This is a genomic window from Micromonospora sp. AKA38 (assembly GCF_027925725.1).
Lineage (GTDB): Bacteria > Actinomycetota > Actinomycetes > Mycobacteriales > Micromonosporaceae > Micromonospora.
Window position 1 is genome coordinate 2,253,226 of the sequence record NZ_BNEI01000005.1, and the last position, 16,241, is coordinate 2,269,466.

Sequence of the window (16,241 nt, forward strand, 5' to 3'; positions counted from 1 at the left end):
GATCTGGAGAACATATTCAGGTCGCCAGCGAACATTCCCGCTGGCGAGTCGGTGATCCGCGGGATGACCCGCGCGTGCCAGGCGGCAGACGCGGTGAACCTGGCCCAGGGCATCCCGAGCTATCCGCTTCCGCTGAGCCTTCAGGAGGCCGCCGTGGCGGCCATCCGCTCGAACGACAACCAGTACACGTCCCCGCGCGGCAGCGAGCCGTTCCTCCAGGCCATCAGTGACTTCGAGCAGCGACGCTGGGAGATGCCGACGCCCTACGACCCGGAGACGCAGATCTGCGTCACGTGCGGGGCGACCGAGGGCATGCTGGCCACGCTGCTCGCCGTGGCGGAGAAGGGCTCCAACGTCATCATCGTCGAGCCGGCCTACGAGTCCTACGCGGTCAACCTGCGGCTCATCGACGTGGAAGCCCGGTACGTCCAGCTGAAGGGGCCGGACTGGGTGCTGGACCCGGCCGAGATCGCCGCCGTCGCCGACCGGAACACCCGCGCGATCATCATCAACTCACCGCACAACCCGACCGGGCGCGTCTTCACCCGGGAGGAGACCCAGGGCCTGGCCGACGTCTGCCTGCGGCTCGGCATCATCGTCATCCACGACGCGATCTACGACGAGCTCTACTTCACGAACGAGCGGCCGCCCAGGATCTCCGACATCCCCGGGATGGACCAGCAGTCGATCACGATCAACGCGCTCTCCAAGATGTTCTCCGTCACCGGCTGGCGGGTCGGCTGGGTGACCGGGCCGCAGCGCCTCATGGAGCGGGTGGCCCGCGTGCACGACTTCCTCACCATCGCGGCGCCGACCCCGTTCCAGGCGGCCGGCGCCGCGGCGCTCTCGCTGCCGGGCAGCTACTTCGAGGAGCTGCGGGAGGTCTACGGCAAGCGGCGCGACATCCTCGTCACCGGCCTCGAGAAGTGCAACATCGAGTTCCAGCGGCCGGCCGGCGCCTACTACGTCATGTGTGACGCCACCTCGTTCGCGCGCCCCGGCGAGGGGGAAGCGGAGCTGACCCAACGCCTGCTGCGCGAAGGCGGCGTCGGCGTCGTACCCGGCCTCTGTTTCTACGGCTCGGACCGGAGCGGCCCGCCGCAGATCCGGATCGCGTTCGCGAAGGGCGAGGACACCGTCGCCGAAGGCGTCCGCCGCCTCTACAACTACCTCAGCGCGAGCTGACGTAACCCGCCGGCGCACCGCCAAAACGCACCGGGCCTGGTGGAGTCTCCACCAGGCCCGGTGCGTTTCCGCGTTCAGACCGCGTTGACGGGGGCGCTGGGCTCCGGCGCGTCGGCCGACGACACGTAGCTGGTGACGCCCTTGACGGAGGGGTTGGCGAGGAACGCCTTCAGCCCGATCTTGATGTCGAGCTGGTCCTCCAGCCGGGCCAGCAGGATGGCGGCGAGCAGGGAGTGGCCGCCCAGGTCGAAGAAGTTGTCGTCGACCCCGACCCGGTCGACGCCCAGGGACTGGGCGAACAGGTCGCACAGCACCGACTCGCGCGCCGTGCCCGGCGCCTGGCCGCTGGCCACCGCGCTGTAGTCCGGCACCGGCAACGCACGCCGGTCCAGCTTCCCGTTCACCGTCAGCGGCAACGCATCCATCACCACCACCGCCGACGGGACCATGAACTCCGGCAGCGTCCGCGCGATCTCCTGCCGGGCCGCCGCCGGGTCCACCCGACCACCGGGCGTCGGGACCACGTACGCCACGAGCCGCCGGTCACCGGGACGGTCCTCCCGGGCCACCACCGCGGCCTGGCCCACCTCCGGCTGCGCGACGAGCACCGCCTCGATCTCGCCCGGCTCGACCCGGAAGCCCCGGATCTTCACCTGCAGGTCGACGCGTCCCACGAACACCAGCAGGCCGTCGGCGTTCCACCGGACCAGGTCGCCGGTGCGGTACATCCGCTCGCCCGTCTCGAACGGGCAGGCCACGAACCGCTCGGCGGTCAACCCGCGTCGGTTCATGTACCCGCGCGCCATGCCCGCGCCGGCGATGTACAGCTCACCCGTCACGCCCACCGGCACCGGCCGCAGGCTGCCGTCGAGCACGTACAGCCGCATGTTGGCCATCGGGCCGCCGATCGGCACCGGCTGCGCCGCCTGCTCGTCCGAGAACTCGGTCATCGCGTGCAACGTCGTGAACGTGGTCGACTCGCTCGGCCCGTACCCGTTCACCATCAGCACGCCCGGACACCGCTCGACCACCCGCCGCACCGCGGTGCCGGACACCGCGTCGCCGCCGACCACCACCATCCGCAGCCCGGCGAGCGCCGACGGCTGCTCCGCCGCCACCGCGTCGAACAGCGCCGACGTGAGCCACATGGCCGTCGGGGCCGCCCAGGCGATCACCTCCGCCAGGCGGGAGATGCTCATCTCCTCCGGCGGCGCCGCCACGTGCGTGCCGCCGCGCAGCAGCGCGATCCACAGCTCGTACGTCGAGATGTCGTACGAGTGCGGCGAGTGCACCAGCATCCGTTCGTGCACGCCCTCCGGCCACCCCGGATCCCGCACCATGTCCACCACGTCCTGGTGGGTCACCGCGACGCCCTTGGGCACCCCGGTCGACCCGGACGTGAAGATCACGTACGCCAACTGGTCCGGGTGGATCTCCGCGTCCCGGAAGTCCTCCCGCGCCCCGGTGGCGGCGTCCCCGGCGGTCGCCAACAGGATCGGCGCCCCGTCCGGGCGCACCCGCTCGGCGAGCTCCGTCAGCTCCTCGTCGCACAGCACCGCCACGCTGCCCACGTCGCCGGCCACGAACGCGATCCGCGACTCCGGCCAGCTCACGTTGACGGGCACGTACACGCCGCCCGCCTTCAGGACCGCCAGCAGCGCCACCCACAGCTGCGACGACCGCCGCATCACGACGAGGACCCGCGACTCGGCGGTGACGCCCGCGTCCACGAGCAACGCCGCCAGCCGGCTGGACCGCTCGTCCAGCTCCCGGAAGGTCAGGCTCGTCCGGCTGTCGACCACCGCGACCGCCTCCGGGTCCCGGGCCACCTGGGTCGCGAACACCCCGGGCACCGTCGCCGCCTCCACCTCGAGGGCGGTGTCGTTCCACCGGTGCAGCACCAGCTCCCGCTCGGCCGGCGTCAGCAGGTCCAGCTCGCTGATCCGCCGGGTCGGCTCGGCGGCGGCCTGGTCCAGCAGTCGCGCCAACCGGCCGCCGAGGGCGTGCACCGTCGACTCGTCGAACAGGTCCCGGGCGTACTCGAACGAGTAGCGGATCCCGGCCGGCGAGCCGTCGGCTTCGTACTCCGGGCGGAAGAACATGCTGAGGTCGAACTTGGCCGTCTCACCGGCCAGCGACTCGGCCCGCGCCTGAAGGCCCGGCACCTGCCACTGCTGGCTGGTGTCGTCGTCGATGGTGAGCATCACCTGGAACAGCGGGTGCCGCGAGGCGGACCGGACCGGGTTGAGCTCCTCCACGAGGCGCTCGAACGGCACGTCCTGGTTGGCGAACGCGGTCAGGTCCAGCTCCCGCACCCGGCCCAGCAGCTCGCTGAAGTTCGGGTCCCCGGACAGGTCCACCCGCAGCACCAGCGTGTTGCCGAAGAACCCGACCAGATCGTGGAGCGCCTCGTCGGTGCGGCCGGCCACCATCGTGCCGATCGGGATGTCGGTGCCCGCCCCGGAGCGCGACAGCAGCATGGCCAGCCCGGCCTGCAACACCATGAACACCGTCACCCGGTTGGCGCGCGCCACCTCCTCGAGACCGCGGTGCAACCCGGCGTCCAGCTCCAGCTCGACCAGGCCGCCACGATGCGACGGCTGCGGCGGGCGCAGCCGGTCGGCCGGCAGGTCGAGCTGGTCAGGCAACCCCGCCAGCGCGGAGCGCCAGAAATCGAGCTGCCGCGCCAGCACGCCGTCGGAGTGGCGGTCCTCGCCGAGCAGCCGGCGCTGCCACAGCGTGTAGTCGGCGTACTGCACCGGCAGCGGCGCCCACTCCGGCGCCTGCCCCGCCAGCCGTGCCCGGTACGCCTCGCTCAGGTCCCGTACCAGCACCTCGGCCGACCAGGCGTCGCTGGCGGTGTGGTGCATCACCAGCACCAGCACGTGCTCGGTGGGCCCGGTCCGGAACAGCCACGCGCGCACCGGCAGCTCGCCGGCCAGGTCGAAGACGTACCGCACGGCCTGCTCCAGCAGGCCCGGCAGGCTGGCCTCGTCGGCCACCGCCATGGTCACCTGCGGCACCGCGACCGCGGCGTCCACCACCCGCTGGTACGGCTGGCCGTCGGCGACCGCGAAGACGGTACGCAGCGCCTCGTGCCGGCCCACCACGTCCCGCAGCGCGGCCATCAGCGTCTCCGCGTCCAGCCCGCCCCGCAGCCGCCACGCGAACGGCACGTTGAACAACGGGCTCGGGCCGTCGTACTCGTTCATGAACCACAACCGCTGCTGCGCGAACGACAACGGCAGCCGCTCCGGCCGGTCCACCACCCGGGTCAACGGCGTACGCGCGCCGGTCGCCTCCCCGAGCGACCGGGCCAGCGACTGGACCGTCGGATTCTCGAACACCGTCCGGATGTCCAGCTCCACGCCGAGCGCCGAGCGCACCCGGCTGATCAACCGCGTCACCATCAGCGAGTGACCGCCCAGGTCGAAGAAGTTGTCCTCGACGCCGACCCGGTCGACGCCCAGCACCTGCGCGAACAGCTCACCCAGCACCGCCTCCTGCGGGGTGGTGGGTTCCTGACCACCGGCGGCGGCGCCGAAGTCGGGCGCCGGCAGGGACAGCCGGTCCAGCTTCCCGCTCACCGTCAGCGGCAGCGTGTCCAGCACCATCACCGCGGCCGGCACCATGTATCCCGGCAGCTTGCGGGCCGCCTCCTGCCGCAGCGCCGCCGGATCCACCTGACCGCCGGGCCGGGGCACCACGTAGCCGACCAGCCGCGGGTCGCCGGGGCGGTCCTCCCGCATCACCACCACCGCGCGGCCCACTCCGGGCTGCGCGGCGAGCACCGCCTCGATCTCACCCGGCTCGATCCGCAGTCCCCGGATCTTCACCTGGTCGTCGGCGCGTCCGAGGAACTCCAGTTGGCCGTCGTTGGCCCACCGGACCAGGTCCCCGGTGCGGTACATCCGCTCCCCCGTGCCGAACGGGCACGCCACGAACCGGTCCGCCGTCAACGCCGGCCGGTTCAGGTAGCCCCGCGCCAGCCCCGCGCCGGCGAGGTACAGCTCGCCGGTCCCCCCCATCGGGACCGGCCGCAGCCGGTCGTCCAGCACGTACACCTGCGCGCCCGGCAGCGGCCGGCCGATCGGCACCGGGCGGTCGTCCCGCTCGGGCCCGGCCGCCAGGTCCCCGGTGGTGGCGGTGGCGTACACCGTGGCCTCGGTCGGGCCGTACGCGTTGATCACCTGGGCGCCGGGCACCGCCGCCCGCACGGCCCGCAGCACCGGCCCGGTCAGCGCCTCGCCCGCCAGCACGACCGTCTGCGCGGTCGCGGACGTCTCCGCGGCGGCGAGCACCCCCGCCATCGCCGACGGGGCGGTGCTGATCAGGCTGCCCGACCAGCCGCCCCGCGCGAGCACCAGCACATCCTGCACCACCTCGACACACCCGCCGCAGGCCAGCGGTCCGAAGACTTCGAACACCGACACGTCGAAGCTCAACGACGTCGACGCCAGCACCCGGCGGAACCGGTCCGCGCCGAACGTCGACGCCGCCCACGACACGAACCACGCCGCGGAGTGGTGCTCCACCGTGACGCCCTTGGGCCGGCCAGTCGAGCCCGACGTGTAGATCACGTACGCCGGGTGCCCGGGCCGCAGCGGCGCGACGCGGTCCGCGTCGGACACCGCGGTGTCGGGCAGCGCGGCCACCTCGGCCTGCACCGCCGGGTCGTCCAGCATGATCGTCAGCCCGTCGCGCACGCCCGGCTGTCCGCCGTCCGACGCCGCGCCCGGCGCGGTGGTGGCCAGGGCGCGCGAGGTGAGGATGGCGGCCGGGCCGGCGTCGGCGAGCATGAACGCGATCCGGTCGGCAGGGTTGGCCGGGTCGATCGGCAGGTAGGCCGCGCCGGACTTGAGCACCCCCAGGACCGCGACGATCATCTCCGCGGACCGTTCGGTCGCCACCGCGACCAGCCGGCCCGGCCCGGCGCCGCGCGCGGCCAGGTACCGGGCCAGCCGGTTCGACCTCGCGTCCAGCTCCGCATAGGACAGCGACACGTTCCCGGACACCACCGCCACCGCGGTGGGGGTCCGGGCTGCCTGCGCCGCGAACAACTCACCCAAGAGCTCCTCCGCCGGAGCAGCAGAATCCGGCGTTTCCTGATCACTGACGCGCGTTGTCACGGCTGCTCCACTCACGCTCGACTTTGATTGGACTGTTGAGCCATATGGCGGTCCGATGCTCTGCTCCGCACCTGAGGCAAGCGGCGCTGGTTCTCGTTATCACGAGAACCAGGTAAAGGACATCGCTCGCTCACACCGGTCGATGACCCAGGATCACACTCTGTTTCCGGCGGCGCATCTCCGGGAGTGCTCGCCCGTCGTTTTGTCCGCAGCGACCCACATCCTGGCAGGTCCGACGGTCAGCGCCGCGGTATGCGTACCGGCCTGCGACATGTCATCACCGATGCGCCCCGGCCAGCCATCGGACGCGCATGTCCGCCATTGCCCCAGACAATAGGAGACACGTGTGAGCGGTGTCGTGACACGGGCGTTCAAATGGTGTTTCGAGAGGCGCGGTGACTCGCGGTGCTCCATTTTCCGGCTCGAATCGTCAGGCCGGCACGGCTGCCGCTGAATACGACGGTGAACGGGATCGGCGGCGCGTCCGCCGGCACACGGCCGTACGCCCCGACCGCCGGCGGCGCCACTCGGCGGGCCCGCGACCGCGCGCGGGCGGTGGTCGACGGGCCGGCCGGCGCCACCCGGACCGGTCCGGGCCCGCCCCGGACGCCCACCGCCCCACCGGCGCCGCGGACGGACGACATGGAATTCCGTGACCGCGTTGTCTATGGTGCGGTAGGTGATTGACCGTCGTAACTGCCTGGGACTGGAGTCGCCGGTGTCGATCAGCGTGCGCCGCGTCGTCAGCAGTCAGTCCGTCCGATGAGGACCCGCGTCCACCACGCCGGGACGGTGGCCGTCCTGGCCGCCGTGGCGGTGGCAACCAGCACCGCCCCGGCCTGGGCGCAGGCGCACGATCACGAGGCCCCGGCCGGCGTGGCCCCGAGCGGTGGCCTCGCGGTCGTCATCCACTGCCTGAGCCTGCTGGCCACCGCGGCGGCCGTGGCGACGGCCTGGGGCGGCGGCCGGGCGGAGCGGTCGCGGACCTCAGTCGCCGCGGTCGTCGCCGCCGTCGCGGACATCGGCGCGATCCAGGCGTGCGGCACCGCGGTGGTGCCCTCGATCCTCCTCGCGCTCGGGACGTTGACACTGCCCTGGCTGGTGACCCGCCCCCGGGCGGCGCTCGCGCTCGGCGCGGTCATCGGCGCGGGTCGCGTCCTGCAGGCCGTGCCGGAGGGATCCCCGGCCCGGGCACTCACCGCCGCCGGGCTCCTGGCCGCGATGTGCTGTGTGGGCGCGATCTCCGCGATGCTCGCCGGTCGCCGTGGCGCCGGCCCGGTCGCGTTGGGCCCGGTGGCCACCGGGGCGGCGTTGGTCACCGCCGGCGTCGCCACGGCGTACTGCGTGCGCGGCGAGGTGCGGCTGGACGCCACGCTGCTGTGGTTCACGTTCGGCTGGCTCAGCGTCGCCTACTTCGGGCTCGCCGCCGTGGCCGTGACGATCGGGCCCGCGTCGCGCCGGCTCCAGGCGGTGACGGCGGCAGCCGCGCTGGTGGCGGGCGTCGGGCTGGTCGGTGTCCCACTGCCGCCCGCGCCGGCCGACGTCGGGATCCCGATGGTGCGGCAGGTCGACGCCGCCGGCCACCGGTTGCCCGTGCTCGTCACCCCGCAGCGCCCGGGCTGGAACCTCGTCCACGTCGGCGCCGACGACGTGCGGGTCGGCCTCGACCCGGGCCGGCTGGCCGCGACGGGCGCCCGGCCCGGCACCACCGGATCGTGGGGGCTGGTCCGGCTGCCGGCCGGCCGCAGCCGGCTCTGGCTCGCCCACGGCGGCGCCACCGCATCCCTCGCCGTCGACACGGGCCGGGCCGGCCCCGGCCCGGACGTGACCACCCCTGACGGCCCCGAGTGCGCCAGCGCGAGCCTGGGTGCCGTGCTCGCCGGCGCCGGGCGACCCCTGGCGGCCTGTCCGGCCCAGGAGCTGACCACCGAGGACGCCGACGCGCTGCGGGCGATGGTGTCCTTCATCGCGGGGCGCGGCGTCACCGCGATCTCCGTCAGGTCCGACGACTCGCCCCGGGGCGTCGCGGCCCGGCAGCTCGTCGAGGCCGCCGCTGCCGCCGAGAAACTCCGCGTCACCGACCCCGGCGACCACCCGCTGCTGGTGGTGTCCGGATGGGCGACGGCCGAGACGACGCTCCGTGCGGTGGCGGCCGACCGGTTGCCCGCGCAGGGCACCTACCTGGCGCCGTGGCTGCTCACCGGGCCGCTGCTGGCCATCCCGAGCGGTCCGCTGCTGCCGCTGCGCTTCGATGTGCGCGACGACGCCCCGACCGCGTACCTGACCGAGCTCTCCGAACTCTTCCCGCTCGAACCGCCGAGCGGAGCCGGGTACCTGACGTGGATGCGCCAGCGCGCCGTGCCCGCCGGGCCGCTGCGCCTCTACGCTGCGAGCCAACTGTTCGTTCCGGGCGCCGGTGGCCACGACCACCAGAGCACCACCTGGGTGCCCCACGGCACCGTCACGGCGGTGAGCGGCCAGTTGCCCTGACCGACACCCCGCGCGACACCCGGACGGCGGACGAGGCGCAGCGGTCGCTGCGCCTCGTCCGGTTGACTGTCTGTCCGGCGTTGCTACCCGGTCAGCGGAGGACCTTGTCGCTGACCACGAAGAGCACGCCGTGCGGGCGGGCCACGCCGACGCTGCCGTGCGGCCAGTCCTGGCGGTTGAAGCTCACGCACGACTGGTGCGTCTGCTCGTCCCGGAACGCGGTGTCCGGGGACAGGACGCCGGCGCGGTCGAAGTTGAACATGCAGATGCGGTGGTCACCGTCGAGGCCGGTCTTGGCGACGAAGTAGTTCGAGGTGGCGACCCGCTCGATGTGGTCGGCCTCCCGGTAGAAGCCGTTCCGGTCCCGGGTGAACATGTCCTGGCTGCCCCAGTGCGGCCCGACGCCGATGTTCGGCGTCACCTTGTCGGCGACCGGCACGACACTGGTCAGGGCGGGACAGTCGGACTCCGCCCCGCCGGCGGCGACCTCCTCGATCGTGTCGATGTTGCACGCGGGGTTGGCCCCGGACGCGAGGAGTTTCTGGATGTCGAGCACGAAGACCATGCCGCTGGTGACGTCGCGCGGCAACCGCGGGTCGGTGCCCATGACCGTGTGGATCAGGAACCGGTCGTCGGGGGTGACCTGCAACCAGCTACCGCCGGCGTTCGACCCGGTGAGCACGCCGGTCGGGTCGAACCTGCGGTACGCCGCCGTGTCGTCGAAGATCTCCCGCCACTTCGGCGAGCGACTGGTGATGTCGGGGGTGTAGAAGATCGACCCGCCGGCCATCGTGGAGGCGAAGGCGCCCCGGTGCCGGCGCTGGTTGGTGAGCGCGTTCTCCATCACCATGCGGTTCTCGTTGACGGCGATCGAGTCGTCCACGCGCGGCCCGTCGGGCAGGTACGACACCGAGCGCAGCTTCGGATTGTTCCGGTTGGTGATGTCCAGGACCCGGATGCTGGTCCGCAGCAGAAGCGGGTCGGTCTCCACATCGGAGGGCTCGAGGAAGCTCCTGAGCTCGGCGAAGTCGCTCGCGACCAGCACGTTGAGGTCCTCGCGGACCTGGAGCCCGTGCGGGTTGGCGCACGTCGCCGGCGTGATGCTCGGCCGGTTGTGGCAGATCGCCGGGTCCTCGCCGTTCGGCAGCGCCATCGGGATCTCGGCCAGCGTGCGCCCGTCGGCCGACATCCGGACCACCTGGCCGGGCGAGCCGTTGGCGCCGTTGCCGACGCGGACCTGGCCGTTGGTGTAGCGGCAGGGCCCGGCGATGTCGGGGCCGCCGAGGTAGGTGGCGTAGGCGGTGCCGTCGCGCAGGGACCAGAACGCGTCCGGCGCGGAGCCGCACGGCGTGTCGACGGGGAGGTTCACACCGGTGAGGCGAAGCACCGGCAGGCTCCGCGAGTCGAACACGTAGGCGGTGTCGCTCAGGATGCTCGCGGCGAAGATCCGCTGGCCCTTGTGCCAGATGTACTGCATGTGGTGCGGCTCGTTCTGACGTTGCGGACTCAACGTCACGGTGTTGACCACCTGCCCGTACGTCCGCGAGCCCCGCGTCGCGTCGATGACGGCGATGAAGTCCTTGGCCGCCGGGTTCGACGCGTCCGCCGCACCGGCCCAGGCCAGCAGCCACTCACGGGGACCGCCGCGAAACGCCGCCGCCGTGAGGTGGTTGGTGGCGGTGTACGTCCGGTGGTCCGAGCCCTGCACGCTCGAGGACACCTGCGTGACGGCGAAGGCCGTGCTGCCGGGCGCCGCGACCAGGCCCGTGCTGGCCACCAGGACCAGCGCCGCCGCGAGGCCGGCGACACGAGGGATGTGCAGTCTCGGCACGTGCTGTCTCCACATGGCTTGCTCCTGTCAGGACAAGTCGGCGGTGAGTTGGATCGGAGGTCCACTTGACCGGCCGGAATGCCGGCGAGGTACAGCGGGTCGTACGAGCGACCACCCGTGTTGCGCGTACCGCACCCGGTGCCCGTCGGGCCACACCGGGGCATGTCGAACTCCCGCCGCCGATGAGGCCGGTCCGGAGTTCGTGCGTGTCGAAGGCGAACTGCTCGGGCAGGTGGTGCCGTCGAGCACGATGATCAGGTCGTGGCGTCGAAGCTGGCCTGTCCGACGCCGACATCCGGCGGCGGCGAATGTGGGTGCACGTTCCCGTCCAGGGTGATCGCAGTCCGATGAGACGACATTCGACGGGACGTCTTGCGTAGTCCCGTCCGGCGCATAGAGCGTAGACGATATTATCATCGCCGAAAGTTGAGTCAAGGTAATGACGATTGCCGACAGAACGCGGAGATCAATTGTCCCGGTCGAAAGTCGTCGACCATTCCTAACTGGCCATTGACCACCAAGCAGTGGCAAAACGTTCGAGACAGCCGCGGTCGGCGGCCGTCAACCGCCGCCACGCGCCTCGTCGAGTCGGTCGCCGCCGTCGGGTGCGGGCCGACCCCGCACCGCACCGGGCGGTTCGCGCCACCGCCGGTGAGCCGGGCCGGCAGTGCGCGTCACCCACCCGGCACCGGATACGCCGGCACCGCCCGCTGCGCGCCGCTTCGGCCCGGTTCGACCTCCGGATCGGGGCGACAGCCGGCGGCAGGTCGGGCACGAGCAGAGTTGGTCGGGCCGGTGACCGGCCCGACGATGGAGTGGTGACCTATGACGCCATTGTGGTGGGGGCGCGTTGTGCGGGTGCCACAACGGCGCTCCTGCTCGCCCGAGCGGGACACCGGGTGCTCCTGCTGGAACGTGCCAAATACCCGAGTGACACGCTGTCCACCTTGTACATCCACCAGTCCGGGGTCGAACGGCTCGCCCGCTGGGGCCTGCTCGACCGGATACGGCAGACCGGCTGCCCACCGCTGACCACGGTCAGCTACCGGGTGGCCGACGTCTACCTGCGCGGGCCGGCGCCGACGCTACCGGGTGTGGTCGGCGCCTTCGCTCCCCGTCGATACGTCCTCGACCCCATCCTCGCCGAAGCCGCCGCGGAAGCCGGCGTCGAGGTCCGGGAACAGACGCTGGTCACCGGCCTCACCACCGAGGACGGCCGGGTGACCGGCGTCCGGCTGCGCACCGCGAACGGCGCCGAGACGACCGAACGGGCCAACCTGGTCATCGGTGCCGACGGGATGCGGTCCACCGTCGCCAAGTTCGTCGACGCGCCCCACTACGCCGAACATCCCAACCTCACCTGTGTCTACTTCACCTACTGGTCCGGGATTCCGGCCCACTTCGAGATCTACGAACGCACCGGCGGCTGGGTCGCCGCGGTCGGCACCCACGACGACCTCACCCTGATCGCCTCCTACCTGCCCCAGGAGCAGTTCGCGCAGGTACGGCGCGATCCCAAGGCCGCCTACCTGGCGAACATCCAGGCCACCGCGCCGCCCCTCTGGGAGCGCCTCGCCGAGGCGACCATGGCCGAGCGCCTCTACGGGACCGGCGACCAACGCAACTTCTTCCGCCAGGCGCACGGCCCCGGCTGGGCCCTCGTCGGCGACGCCGGCCACCACAAGGACTCCATCAACGCGCACGGCATCACCGACGCGTTCCACCAGTCGGAGCTGCTCGCCGCCGAACTCACCAGCGGCGACGACCCGTCGGCCACGATCAACGACCCGGTCCGCCAGCAGGCCGCCCTGGCCCGCTTCGCCAGCGCCCGGGACACCCAGATGAAACCGACCTACCACACCAACCTCGTCACCGCCCGCCTCGACCCCGACCCCCACCTGCTCAGCCTCCTGCGCGCCGTCCAGGACTCCCCGGAACTCACCGAGCGCTACTTCAGCGTGGTCGCGGGCATCCTCTCGCCGGAGGACCTGTTCACCAGGGATCTGCTCGCCCGGCTGTGAGCGGCGGGCGCGGACCCGAGACCGCAGTTGTCCGACAAGAATCAGCGCGTCGGCACCCGACGACGGCCGTGAGCGGCGCGCGATGACCCGAGCGGATAAGGATGACATGACCCGTTCAGACCTCGACGAACCGGTGCTGCGACGGCTCAGTCCCGGCGACGCCGATCCCATCCTGGTGGCCGACTTCCAGGCGCTGTCCATGGCGCCGCGTCTGAGCGAGATGCTCAGCGAGCGCCTGCCGGGCCGGCCGGTGTTCCAGATCGACCCCATCGGCGCGCTCAGCGGCAAGCGCCTCTACATTCCGCTGCCGGAGCTGGCCGAGGCCTGCGCGGACGAGTTCCTGAAGTCCGGCGCGGACCAGGGCCGGGTGTACGTGATCGGGCACTGCAGCTCCTCGGCGGTGGCCCTGCGCGTCGCGGGCCTGTTGGCGGCCACCCGGCCGGTGACCGCCCTCCTGGTGCAGCCGGGATGGCCCGACGACGAGCTCGTGCGGGAGAAGTTCGACGAGTACCTCGGGAAGTTCGGTCCGGCCACCCGCTCGTGCCCGGATCTGGACGGGGACCCGTCCGCGGTCGTCGCCGCGATGGAGCAGGTCTTCCAGGACGAGGTGACCGCGTTGGCGGCCGGCCGAGGGCTCGGCGGCACCATGGGGGCCTTCTCCGACCTGATCGTGTGGTACCGCGGCTGGCTCGCCTTCCTGCTGGCCGGCCGCAACGACACGTCCAGCACGGAGGCCGTCGGTCGGGCGACGGTGACGGCGCTGACCGACTCCCCCTCGACGGTCGAGGTGAAGGGCCTCAGCCGGGACGCCTACCAGGTGGTGGAGCTGCCGACGACCCAGCCGGCCGGTCCGATCAAGCCCGAGCTGACCGAGTTCATCGCGACGCGGGTCGAGCCGCGCTGACCAGCGCCGCCCGGGGCGATCCCGGGCGAGGACCCGCTCGACACCACGACCTGTGCCGGCCGGTGGCCGGCACAGGTCGTCGTGTGTCCCGCCATCCGACGGATTCCGACGGGTCGCCATTCCTCGACTGCGATGTCGCCGCGTGGACCAGCTTCTCCACGGTTTCCCGGAAATCCATCGGGAGAATGCCACAGCCGCGCTGAGTTGGAAGGGCCGAACGCGGTCGTCGTCAATTCGATCGACCGCGCCCAGCCCTGCTTCTCAATGGTGCGGTGTCCGATGTCGCGGACACATCTTCAACGGTGCGGAACGCGTTTCCGGCGGCCCGTGCGCGATGACGCGTCCGGTCGGACCCGCACCGCGCCACCGGCGGGCCGGCGCGGGGGCGCGCCGGGCGGTCCCGCCGACGGGCGGCTCAGCGCGCGCCGTGCGCGGTCGACGCCGCGACGGCGGCACGGATCCGCTGACGCCACTGCTCGTACGCGGGGCTGCCGTCGGCGTCCCGTTCGGCCACGGCGACGTCGTCGGCGAGCGCCGCGGCCTTCTCGACGGTCAGCCCGGCCAGCGCGGCGATCGCGGCCTCGGTGTGCGGCGGCACGGTGCCCGAGTAGTGGCGCGCCTTGGCGGCGAACACCGAACCCTGTGCCACCTCGGTCCACCGCGGCCCGGCCAGTCGTCGTAGCGTCGCCAGGTCGGCTGCCGTGCAACCGCCGGCGAACGTCGACGCCAGGCCGACTCCACTCCACAGGTCGGCCTGGCGTTCGGTGGCGAAGCGCCCGACCGCCGTGGCCACGTCGGTGACCCGTCCGTCGTGGATGAACCACAGCGCCCGGCCGATGCCCTGGTCCACGGCACGGTGGAAGTAGTCCGGACAGCCCTGGAACGGATACGACGGCGGCACCCGCTGCTCGTCGACCCACCGCCCGGTCTTGAAGTAGGCCAGGTCGAAGCCGTATCCGTCGACCGCGAGCCAGCTCATCGTCGGGTGGTACGGCGTGCCGTCGAGGTCGGGGACGATCCGCTTCCACAGCGCCCGCGGCAGCTTCGCCATCGCGAAGCCGATGCCGATGTAGGCCAGGAAGATGTGCGGCTGGCCCGGCCCGAGCAGCAGGTCACGGGTGCGGTGCCCGCGTCCCCCGCGCATCGCGTCGAGGACGGTGAACGCCATCGTGGCGCCCTCGTAGGCGAACCCCCGCTGCTCCGCCTCGACGAGGCTGAGCCGCCGCTCCACCTCCCACTGGTCGCGGGCGTCGATCCCCCACTCGAAGCCGCAGATCACCGCTTGCGGGATCGCTTCGAGGCGGCTCGCCGCCGACGAGGACGCGCCCGGGAACCCGCGGCGTTCGAACGTCACCTCGCGGAGCGGGGGTGTCAACACCAACCGGCGTAGCGATCCAAGCGTGGTCGGCATGCGCCCTCCCATACATCAACATCTCGGTACAGACTTGTGTGTTCGGCACGAAAGAGCTACTCCGGAAGTGCGTTGCTCCCGGCGGTCACCTGCCACGCGCCCACCTGCCTGGCGGCCGCGTAACTCGCCCACGCGACGACCTCCACCAGCGCGGCGTCGCCCGGCTCCCGGGCCCGGAACTCGGTGATCACGTCCTCGTCCACCTGGTACGACGCGAAGACGGTCAGCAGCGCGAGTCGACCGGCGGCGCGGTCCGCCTCGGGCAGCTCGGCGACCAGCCGTTCGCACCACTCCCGGCTGAGCCCGGGATCCTCGCCCCGCCAGGTCGACAGGCGCTCGCCGACCAGGTGCCGCACGTCCGGGGACAGCGCCCGCGCGCCGACGGCGTCCAGCGCCGCGAAGGAACGCGCCACCGCCGCGGCCACCGCCGGGTGCCCCTCGGCCCAGGCCGCGTCCGCCGGCAGCGGGGCGTCGTGCAGCAGCGCCAGCGCCCGGCCCGACAGGCGGGTCTCGCGCAACAGCGGACTCAGGACCTGACTCAGCCCGTGCTTGAACCGGCGGCGGGCGTTCGGCCCGAACCGGCGAGGGACGAGGAAGCCCGGCAGGAACACGTTCACCACCCGGGTCAGGTAGTGGAACGTGACCGCGACACCGACGAGTTCCGGTCGGTCGGACGGGGCGAACGGCGGCTGCCGCACGGCCGGCTCGTCCGGTCGGTGCGCGACCCGCGCCCAGCCGGCCACGGCACGCAGTCCCGGGTCCGGGACCTCACCCGCGCGGTCGGCGACGATCGCCTCCGCGGTCTGTTCGCAGGACAGGTCGTACAGGCCGATGCTGTGCATGTCGACGCAGTACGGGCAGGTGTTGGCCACCGACACCGCCGCCGCGACGACCTCCTTGCGGGCGCGGTCGACCCGACCGGTGGCGGTGAGCGTCTCGCGGGTGAGCATCCAGTAGGCGGCCAGCGCCGCCGGCGACGGGGACTGCGCGAGGATCGGCGGAATGACCACCCGCATCTCGTCGGCGGCCTGCGAGTAGACCTCGGCGACAAGGCCGGTGGCGGCCGTGGGCGGCACCGGGCTGATGTACTTGACCTGCCGCTGGAGTACGGAGGAGATGACCCGCCTGGCAACCATGACCGGGTCTCACGAACTCGGTGCGGTGAGGCGCCGCGGCGGGGTCGGGGCAGGCGGTTCCGATCGGAAAAGCGGATAGGTGACCATGCCCTCAGCATGGGCGCGCCGTACACGCCACCACGTCTCCGGAAATG

8 protein-coding genes are annotated in these 16,241 nt (G+C 72.3%); 4 read left to right on the plus strand and 4 right to left on the minus strand.

Going from position 1 to position 16,241, the window contains the following annotated elements:
- Positions 1-63: 63 nt before the first annotated feature.
- Positions 64-1,185 (plus strand): pyridoxal phosphate-dependent aminotransferase, encoded by a 1,122-nt coding sequence (locus TPA0908_RS26835; RefSeq protein WP_281942506.1) that lies wholly within the window; start codon positions 64-66, stop codon positions 1,183-1,185.
- Positions 1,186-1,259: 74 nt separating this feature from the next.
- Here the strand turns inward: TPA0908_RS26835 and TPA0908_RS26840 are convergent, their stop codons facing one another.
- The gene (locus tag TPA0908_RS26840) at positions 1,260-6,254 is read right to left on the minus strand and encodes a non-ribosomal peptide synthetase (RefSeq protein ID WP_281942508.1); all 4,995 of its coding nucleotides are present in this window, start codon (positions 6,252-6,254) and stop codon (positions 1,260-1,262) included.
- 822 nt (positions 6,255-7,076) lie between these two features.
- On the opposite strand from TPA0908_RS26840, the gene TPA0908_RS26845 reads away from it, so the two are divergent.
- Complete coding sequence (locus TPA0908_RS26845) at positions 7,077-8,804, plus strand: hypothetical protein (RefSeq protein ID WP_281942509.1); 1,728 nt, start codon at positions 7,077-7,079, stop codon at positions 8,802-8,804.
- Positions 8,805-8,895: 91 nt separating this feature from the next.
- On the opposite strand, the gene TPA0908_RS26850 is transcribed toward TPA0908_RS26845, so the two are convergent.
- The gene (locus TPA0908_RS26850; RefSeq protein WP_281942511.1) at positions 8,896-10,650 is read right to left on the minus strand and encodes a hypothetical protein; all 1,755 of its coding nucleotides are present in this window, start codon (positions 10,648-10,650) and stop codon (positions 8,896-8,898) included.
- Positions 10,651-11,471: 821 nt separating this feature from the next.
- Between TPA0908_RS26850 and TPA0908_RS26855 the strand changes: the two genes are divergently transcribed.
- Positions 11,472-12,656, plus strand: coding sequence for an NAD(P)/FAD-dependent oxidoreductase (locus tag TPA0908_RS26855; protein WP_281942713.1), 1,185 nt, complete (start codon positions 11,472-11,474; stop codon positions 12,654-12,656).
- 106 nt (positions 12,657-12,762) lie between these two features.
- Complete coding sequence (locus TPA0908_RS26860) at positions 12,763-13,560, plus strand: hypothetical protein (RefSeq protein WP_281942513.1); 798 nt, start codon at positions 12,763-12,765, stop codon at positions 13,558-13,560.
- A gap of 415 nt (positions 13,561-13,975) precedes the next feature.
- On the opposite strand, the gene TPA0908_RS26865 is transcribed toward TPA0908_RS26860, so the two are convergent.
- Both TPA0908_RS26865 and TPA0908_RS26870 read right to left on the minus strand, forming a co-directional pair.
- Entirely contained in the window at positions 13,976-14,971 is a 996-nt protein-coding gene (locus TPA0908_RS26865; protein WP_281942515.1) for a DUF1702 family protein, read from the minus strand.
- 56 nt (positions 14,972-15,027) lie between these two features.
- Positions 15,028-16,107 carry a carboxymuconolactone decarboxylase family protein gene (locus TPA0908_RS26870; protein WP_281942517.1) on the minus strand — a complete coding sequence of 360 codons (1,080 nt, stop codon included), beginning with the start codon at positions 16,105-16,107 and terminating at the stop codon, positions 15,028-15,030.
- Between the last annotated feature and the right edge of the window lie 134 nt (positions 16,108-16,241).